Below are 16,319 nucleotides of genomic sequence, written 5' to 3'. Positions count from 1 at the left end.
TTGGCTGATTGATGCATGGATGAATCGCGAGCGAGGCTTATCGATGCAATAATGCATCAATGATTCATCTATGAATTGCATGGTGCCCAGTCATGAGCGAAATCGAGCGGGAAGTGGTGAGTACCATCGTCGGAACGTCCAACGACCATTTCTTTATCGTCGACGCCAAGGGTGAGGTGCTGGACGTGAGTCCTGGGGCGGCAGCGGTGTACGGCATACCTCGCGAGCAGCTGATCGGCAGCACGGTACAGCATCTGGAAGAAGAGGGCGTACTCAAGCCATCCATCAGCCTGGAGGTGATCCGTACCGGCAAGCCGGTGCAATTGATGCAGGTGACCGGGACCGGAAGGCGGGTCATCGCCGAGGCGCACCCGGTCCATGTGAACGGCAAGCTCGAGCGCATCGTCAGCCGGTCTCGCGACCTGACCGATCTGCAACTGCTGCAGGATGAATATGCACTGCTGCAAAAACGCTTCAGTGACCATCTCAAGCGCAGCCAGCCCGGACCTGTCATCGAGGACGCGCGGCAGGCTGAGGGGCTGAACGACCTCAAGATACGCAGCGGGGTGATGTGGGAACTGGCGCTGCTGCTCAAGCGTGTGGCGCCCTCGGATGCCACGGTATTGCTGCTTGGCGAGTCGGGTGTCGGCAAGACCGCCTTCGCCAAGCAGCTGCATAGCTGGAGCCGGCGCAGCCAGGGGCCGTTCGTCGAGCTCAACTGCGGCGCCATCCCGGAGAATCTGTTCGAATCGGAAATGTTCGGCTATCAGCCTGGCGCCTTCAGCGGCGCAGCACGTCAGGGCAAGGCGGGGCTGCTCGAGCAGGCGGAGGGCGGCACGCTGTTCCTCGATGAAATCGGTGAACTGCCGCTACCCATGCAGACCAAGCTGCTGAAGGTGATTCAGGACGGCAGCGTCATGCGGCTTGGCGATACGCATTCGCGTCGATTTTCGTCTGGTGGTGGCCACCAACCAGGACCTGGCGAGCCGCGTGGCAACGGGGGCCTTTCGCCTCGACCTCTACTATCGCGTCAATGTCATCCCCGTTACCATCCCGCCGCTGCGTGAACGCCGGGAGGATATCCCGGCCTTGGTCGAGAGCTGTCTCGAACGTCTGAATCAGCGCTATGGCCGACGTAAGCTGCTGCATGGCAGCGTGTGGCCGGAGCTGATGGGGGGCGACTGGCCGGGGAACGTGCGCGAGCTGGAAAACTGGTTGGAGCGGGCCTGGCTGTCGAGCCCGGGGGATTCGATTCACTCACCGACGCAGGGCGAGATCGCGCCGTCACCGGTGCTGGCTTCACGCCCCGAACCCCCGGCGTTACCGACCCTCGTCGAGAATGAAGGCCTGCCCGCCTATCTGGCCCGGGCGGAACGTGGCGTGCTCCAGGTGCTCTGCCATACGCTCCCCAGCACCTATGCCATCGCCGAGCGGCTGGCTATCAGCCAGCCCAGCGTGGTACGCAAGTTGCGGCGGTATGGGCTGCGCATTCAGCGTTGAGCGCGGTCCCCTGCGATAGCCCGCTCCAGAATCTCGAAGCGGCCAGGTACCAGAGCGTCCTCGACGGCAGTAATGCGCAATACATGCCCGAGGTCGGGATGGGCGGGCCGGGCGATCAAGCGGCCGGCTTCGAGCAGTTCCTGGTTCAGCCTGCCGGCCAGTTCGGCATCCGCCAGACGAATGGCGATGAAATTGGTGGCACTCGGCAGGACTTCGGCGCCCAGAGCGCGGAAATGCGAGGCCAGTCGTTCTCTGCGCTCTTTGACGTCGCGAATGTGCTTCTCCACTTCCGCATGGTGATCGAGCACGGTTTCGGCGGCGGCCTGGGTCAGAGTCGAAACTGCATAGTGGATGCGTACCTTCATCATCATGGCGAGGGTTTCCGGCTCGGCGATGGCGTAACCGATGCGCAACCCTGCCAGGCCGTGGGCCTTGGATAGCGTACGCAGGCGGATCACGCCGGGCAGTACCTCTCGACTGAAGGCGGAGCAGGCATCGTCGCGGAAATCATGATAGGCCTCGTCGAGCAGCAACCAGCAGTCGTCGGGCAGTTCGGCACGCAGGCGGCGTATCTCCTCGTCGCTGTGCAGATGACCGCTGGGATTGTCGGGGTTGGCGACGTAGACCAGTCGAGCCTTGTGCTCCCGGGCGGAGGTGGCGAGGTCATCGAGACCGGGGGCCAGCAACCCGGGGGCTTCGCGGTAGGAGCGTTCGAGCAATTGGCAGCCCTGGCCTCGGGCGAAATAGCCGAACGTGGGATAGGTACCGCTGGCACTTACCACCGTACAGCCGGGTGTAGCCACGGTACGCAGCGCCAGGGCGATCAGACTGTCGGCCCCGGCATCCACCAGGGTATTGTCCAGCGCCAGACCGTAAAGCGAAGCAAGCCGTTGGCGCACCCCCAATGCTTCGGAGTCGCCGTAACAGTAGACATGTTCGACCATGGCGTCGCCGAAGCGCTCTCGCAGCGCTCGGTGGGGCATGTCGAGGCCTTCGTTGGAGCCCAGGCGGTGGGGGATCTCACGGCCGATGCGGCGTTCCAGCACCTTGATACCGGGGAAGGGGTTGCTGGGGCCGGAGCCGTTCAGGTGGTCGGGAAAACGCGGCATGGAAAGCTCCAATTTCGAGAACGATGTCGGAAACGAGGGTCTGGGGTAGCGTCAGGATGTCGTCGTCCGCTCGCGCTGGGTCATGACGATGGCCACGGCGGCAAGAATCAAGCCCAGCGCGACCGCCAAGTGCCATGTCAGCGGCTCGTCGAGCAGCACCACTGACGTCGTCACTCCCACCACGGGTATCAGCAAGGTGCTGATGGTCGACTGACCGAGGGTGAGCCGATTGACGTTACGAAACCACAGCATCTGCGCCAGACAGATGGCAAAGATCAGATGGTAACCCAGACCGAGCCAAGTCGATGGTTGCCAGGCTGTCGGGCCGCTGGGCGACTCGAACAGGGCTGCCAGCAGCACCATGGGTACTGCGCAGAGGGCAAACTGCCAGCCGGTGATGACCGCGGGGTGGCCCTGCCAGCCACCGCGGCGCTTGATCAGCACGGTGCCCAGCGCCCAGGAGAGGGCGGCAGCGAGCACGAATGCCGCACCGGTCAATCCTTCGAAGCCGGCCTGCAAGGCGTTCGGTCCCAGCAGCACGAGCAAGCCGCTCTGACCGAGGCCAAGGCCCAGCCATTGGCGTGAGTTGACGCTTTCGCCAAGCAGCCCCATCGCCATCAGCAGTGCCCAGCACGGCATGGTGAACGCCACGATGGCAGCCTGGGATGTCGGCATGTGCAGCTGGCCGAAGGCGGTGCCCAGGTTGAAGCCGAGAATGGTGAAAAGGCCGGTGACCGCCAGCCAGCGCCGCTCCTCCGGAGCGACGGCCAGCGGCCAACGGCGCAGCCAGGCCCAGCCCAGCAAGATGCCTGCACCGACGCTGAAGCCGATGGCGCGCAGGGTGAACGGCGGGATCTCCATCAGACTGAAGCGCACCGCCGGCCAGTTGCCGCCCCAGAACAGCGCGATCGCCACGATCAACGCCAGCGTGGTGAGGTCTCGTCTCGGACCGGTAGGCGCCGCGATACCGGCGCGAGTCGACATGCTGGAATCACCCTTCCTCGGCCAGAATCTTGTGCCTGTTGAGCAGACCCTTGGGGTCCAAGGCGTGCTTGAGGGTGCGCATCAGGGCAATCTCCTCGGGCGTGCGCGACAGGGCCAGGTAGTCGCGCTTCTCGAGGCCGATACCGTGTTCGGCGGAGACGGAGCCTCCCAGCTCGGAAAGCGGGCCGTAGACGATGCGCTCCACTTCACGGCGGGTCGCGAGGTCGCTGCTGCCGACCCCGACCGAAACGTGCAGGTTGCCGTCTCCCAGGTGGCCGAACACCGCGACACGCCCGTCCTGCCAGCGCTCGCGAATCGAGTCGACCAGCGTGTCGGCGTAGCCCGGCATGTCGGGAATGGGCAGGCTGACATCGAAAGTGAAGAGCGGCGCCAACTGCTCGATCAGACCCTCGATATCCTCACGTATGGCCCAGATGCTCTGGCGCTGAGCCGCGGATTGCGCCAGTACGGCGTCTTCGATCAGGCCCGCCTCGAAAGCCGATTCCAGCGCTGCGCTGAACTGGGCGCCGTTATTGGCATCGTCGCTGCCCAGCGATTCGACGATGGCATAGTAGGGCCAGTGAGTCGGCAAGGGAGGCGTATTGCGGCCGCTCTCGGCGGTGAGCAGGGCGTAGTGGTTGCGCCACATCACTTCGAAGGTGCCGAGACTGCCGCCCAGTACACGCCCCATATGCCGGAGCAGCCCCGTGACGCCGTTGAAATCGGGGCAGGCCACCAGCGCGGTGCGCTCGCTTATCATCCTGGGCTGCAGCCTGAGCACGGCCCGGGTGACGATCCCCAGCGTTCCTTCACTGCCGATGAAGAGCTGCTTGAGGTCGTAACCGGCGTTGTTCTTGAGCATGCGGTTCATCGAACTGACCACGGTGCCGTCGGCCAGTACCGCTTCGAGGCCCAGTACCTGCTGGCGCATCATTCCATAACGGATGACCCGAACGCCGCCTGCGTTGGTAGCGATGTTGCCACCGATGGTGCAGGAGCCGCGTGCGCCGAGGTCGAGGGCGAACTGCAGGTCGTGATCGGTAGCCACCTCCTGCACGGTCTGCAGCGGTACACCGGCTTGCACCGTCATGGTCCCACCGACGGGGTCGACGGCCTCGATGGCGTTCATGCGCTCGAGAGATATGACCAGCTCGTCAGGCTGCGCTTCACCTCCGTGCACCAGGCCGGTGAGCCCGCCGTGAGTGACGACCGGTTGCGCGACGGCGTGACACAGACGCATGACTTCGGCCAGCTCGGCCGTATTGCCGGGCCTTGCAATGGCAGCGGCGCGACAGCTGGCGCCGCTCATCCAGTCGACCCGGCGCTGCGCGACGTCATTACCCGTCAATACGTTACCCGCCCCGATCAGGGCGGCGATGTCGTCCAACAGCGATTGCATGGGAAATCCTTCTTTCATCGCGTGTATCAGGCCATGGCGGCTTCGTGCGCGCGGCCGGGAATGGCATCAAGCAGCTGCTTGGTATACGCCTCCCTGGGGTTGAGGAACACTTCCTTGGCGGTGCCTTGTTCGACGATGCGTCCGTGCTGCATGACGATGATGGAATCGCATATCTGTGCGGCCACCCGCAGGTCGTGAGTTATGAACAGCAGCGATAGCGACAGCTTCTGCTTCAGCTCCTCGAGCAGCTCCAGCACCTGAGCCTGAATCGATACATCCAGCGCCGAGACAGCTTCGTCGGCCACGATCAGTTCGGGGTTCAGCGCCAGCGCACGGGCAATACCGATACGTTGCCGCTGCCCGCCGGAAAACTCGTGGGGGAAGCGGTCCACGGCCACGGCGCCTAGGCCGACGAGTTCGAGCAGCTCCTCTGCCTGCTGCATCGCCTTGTTGCGCGGGACGCCGTTGGCCATGGGACCCTGGGCAATGGCGTAGCCGACCCGGTGACGCGGGTTGAGCGATGCGTAGGGGTCCTGAAAGATCATCTGGATGCGATGGCGTTCGCGGCGTAGCGCATCCCCGGTCAGCGCGGAGAAGTCCGTGCCGCCCAGGGTGAGGGAGCCGCTGTCGGGTCGCTCCAGGCGGACCACGCAGCGCCCCAGGGTGGACTTGCCCGAGCCGGATTCACCGACGATGCCGACGGTTTCGCCCGGCGCCAGGGTGAAGGAGACGTCGTCCAATGCGCGCACTTCACGGGCCGGCTTGAACAGCCCGCCGCGTGAGCGAAACACCTTGTGCAGATGTCGGACCTCCAGCAGCGGCGCCGGCAGCTCATCTTCGCGGGCGTCTGGGATGACGTTGCTGGGGATCGCATCGAGCAAGGCGCGGGTGTATTCGTGCTGCGGATTCTCCAGCACCTCTTGTGCCGTGCCCAACTCGACGATCTGGCCGTAGCGCATCACGCAGACGCGAGTGGCCACCTCGGCGACCACGCCGAAGTCGTGAGTGATGAACATCACCGCCATGCCGCGGCGCTGCTGCAGGTCACGGATCAGCGCCAGGATCTGAGCCTGGGTAGTCACGTCGAGTGCCGTGGTGGGTTCGTCGGCGATGAGCAGTTCGGGCTCGAGCGCCAACGCCATGGCGATCATGACCCGTTGCCGCTGCCCGCCCGAGAGCTGGAAGGGGTAAGCGCGAATCGCCTTGTCGGGCTCGGGAATGCCCACCTCTTCGAGCAGCGCCAGGGCTCTGGCCTGACGCTCACGGTTGTTGAACTTGCCGTGTGCCTCGAAGACCTCGGCAATCTGGGCACCGACGCGCATCAGCGGGTTCAGCGCGGTCATCGGTTCCTGGAAGATCATGCCGATTCGCAGGCCGCGCAGTTTGCGATGCTGCTTTTCCGTCAGTGCCAGCAGGTCTTGACCGTCGAACAGGACCTCACCGGCGGTGGCGCGAACGCCCTTGGGCAGCAAGCCCATGACCGCATTGGCCGCCATCGACTTGCCTGAGCCGGACTCCCCGACCACGCACATGATTTCCCCGCTGGCCACGTCGTAGCTGACGTCCTCTACCGCGTAGTCGCGGTCGGCGCCCTTGGGTAGCGCCAGGCTCAGGCCGCGTATGCTCAATACCGGAGTGCCATCGTTCATCGTTCGCCTCCTAGGAGCGTTCGCGTGCAAGCTTGGGATTCAGGGCGTCGTCGAGCCCTTCGCCGACCAGGTTGAGCGCCAGCACCGTGAGCAGGATCGCCACGCCGGGGAAGAAGCTCAGCCACCAGGCCTGGCGGATCACCGTGCGAGCGGCTCCGATCATATAGCCCCAGGACATCACGTTGGGATCGCCCAGCCCCAGGAACGACAGCGCCGATTCCAGCAGGATCGCGGTGGCCACCATCAGGGAAGCAAGCACGATGATCGGCGACAGCGTATTGGGCAGAATCTGTTTCAGGATGATGGTACGGTTGGTCTGGCCCACGAGCCTGGCGGCTTCCACGTACTCGCGATGGCGTAGCGACATGAACTCGGCGCGTACCAGGCGGGCCACCGGTGGCCAGCTGACGATGGCGATGGCCAGCACGATGGAGGTCACGCTGGGCTGCATGATCGCCACCAGCACGATGGCCAGCGCGAAATTGGGAATGGTCTGGAAGAACTCGGTGAAGCGCATCAGCGCATCGTCGATCAGGCCGCCGTAGTAGCCGGCGACGGCCCCGAGGGGGACGCCGATGAGCAGCGCCACTGAAGTGGATACCAGGCCGATCAGCAGCGATACCCAGGCGCCGTGCATCAAGCCCGCGGCGACGTCGCGACCCATGGTGTCGGTGCCCAGCCAGAAACCGTCCACCTCCATCGGGGCGAGAAAGGGCCGCTGCACCATGCGCCATGGCGATTCGGGGTAGAGAAACGGAGCGAGCAGAGCCATCAGGATGATCGCCAACAGAATGATCAGGCCGACCAGGGCGCCACGGTTCTGGGCGAAACGTGCGAAGAAGCTCATGAGGCCTCCTTGATGCGCGGATCCGCCAGGCGATAGACCAGATCGGTGATGATGTTGAAGACGATCACCAAGGCGGCGGAGAAGAAGAAGATCCCCAGCAGCAGGTTGTAGTCGCGCTGCTGCAGCGCTTCGAACATCAGGCGGCCGATACCGGGCCAGGCGAATACCGTCTCGGTGAGGATGGCGCCGCCTACCATCTGACCCGCCTGCAGGCCGGCCAGGGTGATGATCGGTAGCAGCGCATTGCGCAGGATGTGCCGTCGCTGAATCACCCTGGGGCTCAGCCCCTTGGCCCGCGCGGTCTTGACGTAGTCCTGCTGGCTGGCCTCGAGCATCGAGGCGCGGGTCATGCGGGTGTAAATGGCCATGAAGAACAGCGCCAGGGTGGTGGCGGGCAGTACCAGGTGCTTGGCCACATCCAGCACCAAGGCGAATCCCGTGTGCCCGGCACCTACCGTGTACATGCCGTAGGCGGGCAGCCAGCCGAGAAACACCGAGAACACCAATACCGCCATGAGAGCGACCCAGAACAGCGGCGTGGCGTAGAAAATCAGGGCCAGGGCCATGATGATGGACCCGGAGGGTTTCTTGACCCGGGCGGCGGCCATGGAGCCGGCCAGGATGCCCAGCGCCAGCGACAGCACGAAGGCGGTGCCGGTGAGCAGCAGGGTGGCGGGCAGGCGGGCCAGGATCAGGTCGAGCACCGGCATGCCCTGGCGGTATGACCAGCCGAAATCGAGCATGGCGATGCCGGAAACATAGCGCCACAGCTGGACGTACATCGGTTGATCGAGTCCGAAGCGTTCGCGCAGCTGACGCAGGAATTCCTCGTCGGTGGCGCCGGCCTCGCCGGCCAGAATGGCGGCGGGGTCGCCGGGGGCCATCTGGATCAGGAAGAAGTTCAAGATGACGATCATGAACAGGACGACGACGGCCTTGAGCAGCCGCATCACGATCAATCGGGCATAGAGCATGCAGCAAGCCTCTGGGTGCTTGAAGGTATACAAATGCCTGTGCGAGCGAATCGCTGCGTTACGCGGTGCCGAGGCGTCGGACCGTCACAATCCTCACCTAGTACCGCATAGGCTCCGGTTGTTGCGCTCCGTGCGCCTTGCGCTTCATCTCGCTCGGCAATTTGCTCCTCTTTAAACGGGGGCGGCTAAACCGCCCCCCCGAACCGGGTTCGACTCAGCGGTCGAGCCAGGCGTCCCTGAAGCCGTCGTTGACCCCCACCCCGGAGGTGACCAGGTCCTTGACGTCGCAGCGGTAGATGGTCGGGAAACCGAGTTCCAGCAGCCAGCCCACCGGGACGTCCTCGTGGATGATTTCCTGGGCCTCGTGATAGAGCGCTTCACGCTCTTCCTCGGGGAATGCCGTGGCGGCCTCGTTGAACAGCTCGTCGACCCGCTCGTTCTCGTAGCCGCCGACGTTGTTCCAGGGCGAGCCGCGCTCGATGTTGTCGGACAGGTAGGAGCGGGTGATCCCCAGCGCCGGATCGCCATACTGGAACAGGAAGGTGAAGGCGAGATCGTAGTCCCACTCGGAGAGACGCTGGTTCCAGCCGCCGACGTCCGTGGACTGGGTGCGCACGTTGATGCCCACTTCGCGCAGATTCTGCTGCACGGCTTCGGCCCAGCGGGTCCAGGTTTCGCCGTAGGGTAGCGGCAGCAGGCGCACCTCTTCGTCGTCGTAGCCCATCTCCTCGAGCAGTTCGCGGGCGCGATCGGGGTCGTGGTCGTAGGGATCCAGGCCGTCGTTGCGGAAGCGTGCGTTGGAGCCGAAGGAGGAGAGCGGCACTTCGCCGAGACCGTTCCACAGCACGTCCCGGGCGAACTCGCGATCCATGGCGTACATCACCGCCTGACGGAAACGCTTGTCGGCGGTGGGGCCTTCACGATTGTTCATCCAAAGCATGGCGAAGGGGCTGAAGTACTCATGCCCCTCCTCGGTCACGCAGGTATTGTCCAGAGCCGTCAGGCGCGGGATGTCGAAATTCTCCACGGTGCCGTTGGGCAATACGTCGACGGTGCCGTTCTCGTAAGCCACGGCACGCGAAGCGCCATCCGGAATGACGTGCCAGTTGATGCCGTCCAGGTAGGGCAGGTCTTCCTCGTAGTAGTCGTCGAAGCGCACCAGCTGAATGACGGTGCCGCGGTCCCAGTTGTCGAACTTGAACGGGCCGGTGCCTATCGGATGGCTGTTGTGCTCGTTGTCACGGAAGTCGGTGCCCTCGTAGAGGTGCTTGGGCACCATGGTGAAGGTGCCGGCTTCGAAGGAGAGCATGAACGGACCGAAGGGCTCGGAAAGGGTGAAGACCACGGTGTGATCGTCCTCTGCCTCGATGCTTTCCACGTGCTGAAGCACGGCGCGGGCGCTGGGATTGAGCTCGCGATGGAAGACATCGGCGGAGAACACCACGTCCTCGGCGGTGAAGGGTTCGCCATCGTGCCACAGCACGCCTTCACGTAGATGGAAGGTGTAGGTCAAACCGTCTTCGCTGACGTCCCATGACTCGGCCAGCTGCGGCTCGGGTTCGAGGTCGGTGGTATAACGCAACAGACCCTCGTAGATGTTCCCGGCCACCTTGCGGGTAGGGTCGTTCTGGATCATGCCGAGCACCAGACCCGGCGGCTCGGGTTGGATGATAGTGTTGATGGTCCCCCCGGAGCGGGGCTCATCGGCAACAACGGCAAACGAGGAAGTGAAGGCCAGCGCAGCGATAGCCGCAGCCAAAGGCGTCATTCTCATCATCGGATTCCTTCTTGTTATTTCGGCGATTGTTTTAGTTGCAGGTCAGATACCCACTATCAGCCTTAATGACCATAGCAGCGGCTTTCCAAACTGTCGACAGTCGACACGTGGCTTGCTTGCGTCATACTGTAGCGAGGTCAACTCTTGAGAGTTCCGATGCATGACAGCTTCTAATGCTTTCGAAAAGGGCATGGTCATCCAGCAGCGCAATCTGGTCGAACAGGTCGCCGATTTTCTGACCCAGGCGATCATCAGTCAGCGCTACACGCCTGGCGAGCGACTGTCGGAAGTCCAGCTGGCACGTGACCTCGGCGTCAGTCGTGCGCCGGTACGGGAGGCTGCGCGCCTGCTCGAGAGCCGTGGGCTGCTGGTATCCCAGCCGCGGCGCGGCTTCTTCGTAAGGGCACTCGATGCGGGGGAGCTCAATGATATCTTCGACCTGCGCCTCTGCCTGGAGCGCCACGCCCTGACACGTCTCGTGGCGAACTACGATGCTGAGAAGGAAGAGGCGTTGCGTCGGCAAGTCGAGTTGATGTGTGAAGTGGCGCTGCAGGAGAGCGACAGCCGCAAGATCGAGGAAGATCTGGTATTCCACCGTATGGTGATCACCTTTTCCGGTAATCGGCGCCTGCTCAAGGCATTCGATGACATCACTCACGAACTGCGGCTATGCATCGCCTTGATCGGCAAGACGCATGCCGACCCCGACAGCATCTCCACCTCGCACTGGGCGCTTCTCGACGCCCTGGCCAGCGGCGATCCGGACCGCTGCCGGGAAGCTATCGACTACCACATCGGCGTGGCCCGACACTATGTGGTGAAAGGGATCGGCGAGTCGTCGTGATCCGCAAGGCTAAGTTTCCTGCCGGCCGGGCATGGGGTAGCGGCGATCCGACTTGCCTGCCTTGACCACCTGCCCCGAGGTCTCGTGGCCCACCAATGGAGGAAGCGTCGCCGACACTGCCAGCAGGGCATCCAGATCGACCCCGGTGTCGACGCCCATCTGGGCGAACATATGCACCAGATCCTCGGTACACACGTTGCCGGTGGCACCCGGTGCGTAGGGGCACCCCCCGAGACCACCCAGCGAAGCGTCGAAGCGCACGATTCCGGCTTGCCAGGCCGCGAGAGCGTTGGCCAGGCCCATGCCGCGCGTATTGTGGAAATGCAGGGTGAAAGGGGTTTCGGGCCAGCGCTTCAGTACCGTCTCACACAGCCTGCCGACCTGGGCAGGATTGGCCATTCCGGTGGTATCGCAGAGGGTGACCCCTTCGACGCCGAGCTCGAGCAGCCGCTCCACCAGGCCCAGCACCCGTGTTTCCGGCACTTCACCTTCGAAGGGACAGCCGAAGCTGGTCGACAGCGAGGCGTTGACGAAGACACCGCTGCCTCGGGTGGCCGCCAGAATGTCGGCGAAGCGAACCAGGGACTGCTCGGGCCGCATTCGCAGGTTGGCCAGGCCGTGGGAGTCGCTGGCCGACATCACCAGGTTGATTTCATCGACGCCACAGGCCAGCGCTCGCTCGCAACCGCGCAGGTTCGGCACCAACACGGTGATGGCAACGCCCGGGTGCCGCGTGATGCCACGCACCACCTCCTCGGCATCGCGCAGATTGGGAATGGCCTTGGGTGAGGTGAACGAGGTGGCCTCGATGCGAGCCAATCCGGTTACCGAAAGCGCATCGATGAGGGCCACCTTGGCGGCGGTGGGCACGAATTCGGCTTCGATCTGCAGGCCGTCGCGTGGTGCCACTTCATTGATCTGCAAGCGTGTCATGAGCATTCCTCGAAATGGCCGTCGCGGCGGCCTGATCAGATGATGCCGGCCTGACGCAGCTTCTCGCGTGTGGCCTGATCTATGCCTAGTTCGTCGAGCACTTCGTCGGTGTGCTGGCCGAGGGCCGGGCCGCCGTTGCCGACTCGGCCCGGCGTGGCGCTGAGCTTGGGCAGGACGCCGGGCACCTTGAGCGGTTTACCGTTGGGCCGGGTCAGGGACTGGATCATCTCGCGTGCCAGATAGTGGGGGTCCTGGGCGATGTCGGCAGCGGTATAGGGGTAGCCGGCCGGCACCCGGGCGGCATCGAGCCGGGTGAGAATGTCATCGCGCTCGCGCTCGAGGGTCCAGGCTTCGATGGCGCTGTCGATACGTTCGGCCTGGCGCGCGCGACCGTCGTTGTGGGCAAGTGCCGGGTCTTCGGCGAGATCGGGGCGTTCGATCACCTGCATGAGTCGCTTGAAAATGCTGTCGCCGTTGCCGGCGATCAGCACGTAGTCGCCACTTCGCGTGCGGTAGGCGTTGGAGGGCGTGATGCCGGGCAGTGCGCTGCCGCTTGGCTGGCGAACCTCGCCGCTGGCGTCGTATTCGGGCAGCAGGCTCTCCATCATGGCGAAGACCGATTCGTAGAGCGCAATGTCGACCACCTGGCCCTGACCGCTGCGGTGGCGTTCCTGCAGGGCGAGCAGGGTGCCGATGACGGCATAGAGTGCCGACAGCGAGTCGCCGATGCTGACGCCGACCCGAACCGAGGGCTGATCCGGGTGGCCGGTCAGGTAGCGCAGGCCGCCCATTGCCTCGCCGATCACGCCGAAGCCGGGCTTGTCGCGGTAGGGGCCGGTCTGGCCGTAGCCCGAAACGCGAACCATGATCAGCCCTGGGTTGATGGCGGAGAGCTCTTCCCAGCCGAGCCCCCAGGATTCCAGCGTGCCGGGACGAAAGTTCTCGACCAGCACGTCTGCCTCGCTGGCCAGGCGGCGCACCAGGTCTTGGCCTTCCCGGGTGCGCAGGTCCATGGACACCGAGCGCTTGTTACGGGTCTGTACGTGCCACCAGAGCGAGGTGCCATCTTCGATCATTCGCCAACGGCGAAGTGGATCTCCGCTGCCGGGGGGTTCTATCTTGACCACGTCGGCGCCGAACTCACCGAGCAGCTTGGTGGCGAACGGGCCGGCAATTAGCTGGCCAAGCTCCAGCACCTTTAGGCCTTCCAGCGGCAGGCGCCGATCTTCCGCGTTTGTCATGAGAGCACTCCTTGTGCGGGATGTCGCCAGCATGCGCGAGTCGCAGGGGCACAACAATTCAGGAAACGGTAAGTGAGATTTCGTCTCCGACGAACCCTTGGCGTAACATCAAGTTTTCAACCTTCGCGCGTTACCCCTGCAGATGAGGTTTCCGGATGCGCCGTTTCGATTTCGTCACTTTGAAACTGTTCGTGTCGATAGCCGACGAAGGCAGGCTGACTGCCGCGGCCGAGCGTGAGCACATGGCGCTCGCGGCGGTCAGCAAGCGCATCAGCGACCTGGAGTCGCTGGTGGGTACTTCGCTACTGTATCGCCGGCCGCGTGGCGTCGAGCTGACCCCGGCAGGCCACGCTTTCCTGCACCATGCACGTCGCATTCTGGAGAACATCGAGCGTCTCTCGGCCGAGCTGAGCGAGTACGGTGAAGGGATCAGGGGGCACGTCCGCATCCACTCCAATACCTCGGCGATCATCGCTTTCCTGCCCCAGGACCTGAGCACGTTTTCACGCCAGTTTCCGCAGATCAAGATCGACCTTCAGGAGCGAGTCAGCTCGGAAGTGATCTCCGCCGTGCGCGACGGCCTCACCGATGTCGGTATCTTCGCCGGTCATGTGCCCTGCGACAGCCTGCAGATCATTCCCTACCGCAGCGACCGACTGGTGTTGATGACGCCCCACGATCATCCGCTCGCCGAGCGCACCACGCTGCAGCTGCACGAGGCGACCCAGTACGATTTCGTCGGCCTGCAGCAGGACACCTCGCTGCAGGCCCTTCTGCACGAACAGGCGAACCAGGCGGGCAAGACCCTGCGCATGCGTATTCAGGTTCGCAGCTTCGACGCGATCTGTCGCATGATCCATCACGGCATGGGAGTCGGGGTGCTGCCCGAGAGAACGATCTACCGCGATTTGAGGGACCTCAAGCTGCGCAGTATCCCCCTGAGCGACCCTTGGGCGCGGCGCGATCTGGTGATCGGCATTCGTGAGTACGAGGGGTTGCCCGTGATTGCCCGCCATCTGGTCGATCACCTTGGCAGTGAGCCGGGCGATTCATTGTCGCAGGATGGTAAAGGCTGACCACTGCTGACAAAGCGGCGTGACCTCGAGTCGGGTGATATTGACGTGGGCGGGCAGTTCGGCGATGTGCAGCGCCTGGGCGGCAACGTCGGCCGGCTGCAGTGAGCGGGTGCCGTCATAGTAGCGCTCGGCGAAGTCGCGGTCGCCTTTCATACGCACTTCGGTGAATTCGCTCACCGTCATGCCGGGTGCCAGATCGGTGACACGCACGCCCGAGCCGCTGACATCGCAGCGCAGGTTGTAGCTGAACTGCTCGACGAATGCCTTGGAAGCGCCGTAGACATGGCCGCCGGGGTAGGGAGTATGGCCGGCGATGGAGCCGATGTTGATGATGGTGGCACCTTCACCGTGGGCGATCAGCCTCGGCAGCAGCAGTCGCGTTACCGTGACCAGCCCCTTGATGTTGGTGTCGATCATGGCCAGCCAGTCATCGAGTTGCGCGTCCTGCGCGGGCCCCTTGCCCAGCGCGACGCCGGCATTGTTGAGCAGCAGTCTCACGTCGTTGAAGGGGGCGGGCAGCGCGGCGACGACTTCTTCGATGGCCTTGCGGTCGGTGACGTCCAGGGCGGCGAGATGAATGGGTACCGAATCTCCGAGACGCTTTCCCAGCGCCTCGAGACGAGCCAGGCGCCGGCCGGTGAGGACCAGTCCCCAACCCGCTGCGGCGAATGCCTCGGCGCAGGCCTGGCCGATTCCCGAGGTGGCGCCGGTGATGAAGGCGATGGGCGTGGTTTCGTGCATGATGAATGCTCCGCTGGCTTTGCTCTATTCAGTTCTGCGGGTCGGCGGCGGGGGTATTAGCCAATGGTCGCATTCTGGTGGGAATTCTTGCTGAGAAGGCCGTTTGACGAGGGCTCATGAGATATCGTGATACGCGAAGGCTCCCTTCATCAAAACCGATTTGAGCGCAGCCTGGGCATGTTTCAAGATCAAACCATCACGCCCGGAAAAACATAACGACAACGATCAGGAGAGCACCATGCGCAAGTCTCTACTTGCCACGCTGGCCACCCTCGGCATGTTGAGCGCCCCTTTCGCGCTCGCCAATGCCATCGAAATTCAAGTCAACAACACCATGAGTGAAGGCGGCTCCGAGAGTGCTGCCGTAGAACGCTTTGCCGAATACCTCGAAGAGCAGGCGCCGGGGCGCTTCAACGTGCGCCCCTTCCTGGCAGGCTCGCTGGGCAGCGAGGATGCCGTGCTCGAGCTTCTCAACCTCGGGCAGACCCAGCTCTCCATCACGGGTGGCAACTGGCGCCAGCAGTATGCCTCGGAATACGACGCCATCACCGTGCCGTTCCTCTTCTCCACCTGGGAAGAGGTGGATGCCTATATGGAGAGCCCCTCCGGACAGCGTCTGGTGGAGATCGCCGAAGAGAAGGGCGGCATCAAGTATTTCGGTACCCAGCATCGTGGCCCGCGCCACATGACGGCCAACAAGGCGATCCATACTCCAGCCGACCTGCAGGGCTTCCGCATGCGCCTGCCCTCGCTGCCCGTGTGGCTCGAGGTATGGGAGGAGATCGGTGCCCAGGTGGTCAACGTGCCGGCACCCGAGATCTACCTGGCCATGCAGACGCGCCAGGTGGACGGCCATGAGAACTCGCTGTCGTCGCCCTATACCCGCCGGCTGTGGGAGGTGCAGGACCATATCATCCTGACCAGCCACGTGCAGTTCCCGTGGAACTGGGTAGCGAGCTCACGCTGGTGGAATGGACTGGACGAGGAGGATCAGGCGCTGATCAGCGAAGCCATCGATGTGGCCCGTCAGCACGGCACCGAGGTGGAGCGAGAGCTGGACGAATACTATCTCGAGGAGCTCGAAAAGGCAGGCATGACCATCATCGAGCCCGATATCGAGGCGTTTCGCAACGCCGCCTTGCCGGCCATCGAACGCGTCATGGCCGACATGGCCGATGGCGTGATGGATGATGCCATGGGTGAGAGCGCCGACGACTGATCGCCAGTGACAGCGATACGACTCAT

The 16,319-nt window shown here is 63.7% G+C and carries 13 protein-coding genes and 1 pseudogene; 4 read left to right on the top strand and 10 right to left on the bottom strand.

Annotation, left to right across the window (positions count from 1 at the left end):
- Positions 1-92: 92 nt before the first annotated feature.
- Positions 93-1,500, top strand: a pseudogene (locus tag AC2VNO_RS07860) (sigma-54 interaction domain-containing protein).
- On the opposite strand, the gene AC2VNO_RS07855 reads toward AC2VNO_RS07860, so the two are convergent.
- The 7 genes from AC2VNO_RS07855 to AC2VNO_RS07825 form a co-directional block, all read right to left on the bottom strand.
- On the bottom strand, positions 1,491-2,609 hold the full coding sequence (locus AC2VNO_RS07855; protein WP_486933611.1) for a pyridoxal phosphate-dependent aminotransferase: 1,119 nt from the start codon (positions 2,607-2,609) through the stop codon (positions 1,491-1,493). The pseudogene AC2VNO_RS07860 and the gene AC2VNO_RS07855 overlap by 10 nt on opposite strands.
- A 51-nt stretch (positions 2,610-2,660) precedes the next feature.
- Positions 2,661-3,593 carry a DMT family transporter gene (locus AC2VNO_RS07850; RefSeq protein ID WP_486933610.1) on the bottom strand — a complete coding sequence of 311 codons (933 nt, stop codon included), beginning with the start codon at positions 3,591-3,593 and terminating at the stop codon, positions 2,661-2,663.
- 7 nt (positions 3,594-3,600) lie between these two features.
- Entirely contained in the window at positions 3,601-4,992 is a 1,392-nt protein-coding gene (locus AC2VNO_RS07845) for an FAD-binding oxidoreductase (RefSeq protein WP_486933609.1), read from the bottom strand.
- Positions 4,993-5,018: 26 nt separating this feature from the next.
- Entirely contained in the window at positions 5,019-6,641 is a 1,623-nt protein-coding gene (locus AC2VNO_RS07840) for an ABC transporter ATP-binding protein (RefSeq protein ID WP_486933608.1), read from the bottom strand.
- Between the two features lie 10 nt (positions 6,642-6,651).
- Entirely contained in the window at positions 6,652-7,488 is an 837-nt protein-coding gene (locus AC2VNO_RS07835; protein ID WP_486933607.1) for an ABC transporter permease, read from the bottom strand.
- Positions 7,485-8,462, bottom strand: coding sequence for an ABC transporter permease (locus tag AC2VNO_RS07830; RefSeq protein ID WP_486933606.1), 978 nt, complete (start codon positions 8,460-8,462; stop codon positions 7,485-7,487). The genes AC2VNO_RS07835 and AC2VNO_RS07830 overlap by 4 nt, the downstream gene beginning before the upstream one ends.
- Before the next feature lie 214 nt (positions 8,463-8,676).
- Positions 8,677-10,236: an ABC transporter substrate-binding protein gene (locus tag AC2VNO_RS07825; protein WP_486933605.1), complete on the bottom strand. Its 1,560-nt coding sequence runs from the start codon at positions 10,234-10,236 to the stop codon at positions 8,677-8,679.
- A gap of 163 nt (positions 10,237-10,399) precedes the next feature.
- Between AC2VNO_RS07825 and AC2VNO_RS07820 the strand changes: the two genes are divergently transcribed.
- Entirely contained in the window at positions 10,400-11,083 is a 684-nt protein-coding gene (locus AC2VNO_RS07820; protein ID WP_486933604.1) for a GntR family transcriptional regulator, read from the top strand.
- A 9-nt stretch (positions 11,084-11,092) separates the two neighbouring features.
- Here AC2VNO_RS07820 and AC2VNO_RS07815 read toward each other — a convergent pair whose 3' ends face one another.
- Both AC2VNO_RS07815 and AC2VNO_RS07810 read right to left on the bottom strand, forming a co-directional pair.
- Positions 11,093-12,016 carry a hydroxymethylglutaryl-CoA lyase gene (locus tag AC2VNO_RS07815; protein WP_486933603.1) on the bottom strand — a complete coding sequence of 308 codons (924 nt, stop codon included), beginning with the start codon at positions 12,014-12,016 and terminating at the stop codon, positions 11,093-11,095.
- Between the two features lie 35 nt (positions 12,017-12,051).
- A complete protein-coding gene (locus AC2VNO_RS07810) occupies positions 12,052-13,257 on the bottom strand; it encodes a CaiB/BaiF CoA transferase family protein (RefSeq protein WP_486933602.1) in 1,206 nt (401 codons plus the stop codon).
- A 155-nt stretch (positions 13,258-13,412) separates the two neighbouring features.
- Between AC2VNO_RS07810 and AC2VNO_RS07805 the strand changes: the two genes are divergently transcribed.
- Positions 13,413-14,333, top strand: coding sequence for a LysR family transcriptional regulator (locus tag AC2VNO_RS07805; protein ID WP_486933601.1), 921 nt, complete (start codon positions 13,413-13,415; stop codon positions 14,331-14,333).
- Here the strand turns inward: AC2VNO_RS07805 and AC2VNO_RS07800 are convergent.
- Positions 14,307-15,074, bottom strand: coding sequence for an SDR family NAD(P)-dependent oxidoreductase (locus AC2VNO_RS07800; protein ID WP_486933600.1), 768 nt, complete (start codon positions 15,072-15,074; stop codon positions 14,307-14,309). The genes AC2VNO_RS07805 and AC2VNO_RS07800 overlap by 27 nt on opposite strands.
- A 238-nt stretch (positions 15,075-15,312) precedes the next feature.
- Here AC2VNO_RS07800 and AC2VNO_RS07795 point away from each other — a divergent pair, with 238 nt between their 5' ends.
- Positions 15,313-16,293, top strand: coding sequence for a TRAP transporter substrate-binding protein (locus AC2VNO_RS07795; protein WP_486933599.1), 981 nt, complete (start codon positions 15,313-15,315; stop codon positions 16,291-16,293).
- Positions 16,294-16,319: the final 26 nt, after the last annotated feature.

It is taken from the genome of Halomonas sp. TH-94 (genome assembly GCF_057473365.1).
The sequence above is the reverse complement of the archived record's forward strand: the minus strand, read 5'-3'. Positions and strand labels throughout refer to the sequence as shown.

Excerpts from the sequence above, each read along its gene's own strand:
- AC2VNO_RS07855 (WP_486933611.1), bottom strand. The coding sequence starts at position 2,609 with ATGCCGCGTTTTCCCGACCACCTGAACGGCTCCGGCCCCAGCAACCCC.
- AC2VNO_RS07850 (WP_486933610.1), bottom strand. The coding sequence starts at position 3,593 with ATGTCGACTCGCGCCGGTATCGCGGCGCCTACCGGTCCGAGACGAGAC.
- AC2VNO_RS07845 (WP_486933609.1), bottom strand. The coding sequence starts at position 4,992 with ATGCAATCGCTGTTGGACGACATCGCCGCCCTGATCGGGGCGGGTAAC.
- AC2VNO_RS07840 (WP_486933608.1), bottom strand. The coding sequence starts at position 6,641 with ATGAACGATGGCACTCCGGTATTGAGCATACGCGGCCTGAGCCTGGCG.
- AC2VNO_RS07835 (WP_486933607.1), bottom strand. The coding sequence starts at position 7,488 with ATGAGCTTCTTCGCACGTTTCGCCCAGAACCGTGGCGCCCTGGTCGGC.
- AC2VNO_RS07830 (WP_486933606.1), bottom strand. The coding sequence starts at position 8,462 with ATGCTCTATGCCCGATTGATCGTGATGCGGCTGCTCAAGGCCGTCGTC.
- AC2VNO_RS07825 (WP_486933605.1), bottom strand. The coding sequence starts at position 10,236 with ATGAGAATGACGCCTTTGGCTGCGGCTATCGCTGCGCTGGCCTTCACT.
- AC2VNO_RS07820 (WP_486933604.1), top strand. The coding sequence starts at position 10,400 with ATGACAGCTTCTAATGCTTTCGAAAAGGGCATGGTCATCCAGCAGCGC.
- AC2VNO_RS07815 (WP_486933603.1), bottom strand. The coding sequence starts at position 12,016 with ATGACACGCTTGCAGATCAATGAAGTGGCACCACGCGACGGCCTGCAG.
- AC2VNO_RS07810 (WP_486933602.1), bottom strand. The coding sequence starts at position 13,257 with ATGACAAACGCGGAAGATCGGCGCCTGCCGCTGGAAGGCCTAAAGGTG.
- AC2VNO_RS07805 (WP_486933601.1), top strand. The coding sequence starts at position 13,413 with ATGCGCCGTTTCGATTTCGTCACTTTGAAACTGTTCGTGTCGATAGCC.
- AC2VNO_RS07800 (WP_486933600.1), bottom strand. The coding sequence starts at position 15,074 with ATGCACGAAACCACGCCCATCGCCTTCATCACCGGCGCCACCTCGGGA.
- AC2VNO_RS07795 (WP_486933599.1), top strand. The coding sequence starts at position 15,313 with ATGCGCAAGTCTCTACTTGCCACGCTGGCCACCCTCGGCATGTTGAGC.